Genomic DNA, 518 nt, shown 5'->3' with positions numbered 1-518 from the left:
GAAAATCTCACAGTCGGACAACTTCTGGATGTGTGGGCAGAGGAGGAATTAAAAACAGGTACGCTCAGCAATGGTACTGTGGAGAATTACCTCGGAACAATCCGAAATATCAAGAAACACCCATTGGCAGAACGGAAATTAAAAAATGTAACCTCTGAGCATTTGCAATCCTTCTTTGATTTGCTTTCCTTTGGGGGAGTTCATCCCGATGGAAAAGAGAAAAAGGGTTACAGCAAAGATTACATCCATTCTTTTTCCGCAGTCATGCAGCAGTCCTTCCGCTTTGCAGTATTTCCAAAACAGTATATTACGTTCAATCCCATGCAGTATATTAAACTGCGGTATCAGACGGACGAAGTTGATTTGTTTTCGGATGAGGACATGGACGGAAATATCCAACCAATTTCACGAGAAGATTATGAAAGACTGCTTACGTATCTTCAAAAAAAGAACCCAGCCGCAATACTTCCAATCCAGATAGCCTATTATGCCGGGCTTCGTATTGGAGAAGCCTGTGG

Annotated in this window: 1 protein-coding gene; it reads left to right on the top strand. The window is 42.3% G+C overall.

Going from position 1 to position 518, the window contains the following annotated elements; all coding sequences use genetic code 11:
* Window positions 1-518, top strand: a 518-nt coding sequence (locus ACESZG_RS18935; protein ID WP_373218965.1) for a tyrosine-type recombinase/integrase, incomplete at both ends; no start/stop codon positions are given.

Origin of the sequence: Blautia sp. Marseille-P2398 (genome assembly GCF_964240315.1) — a bacterium.
GTDB lineage: Bacteria > Bacillota > Clostridia > Lachnospirales > Lachnospiraceae > Blautia_A > Blautia_A wexlerae.
Note: the sequence above shows the minus strand (reverse complement) of the source record. Positions and strands in the feature narration are given on the sequence as shown.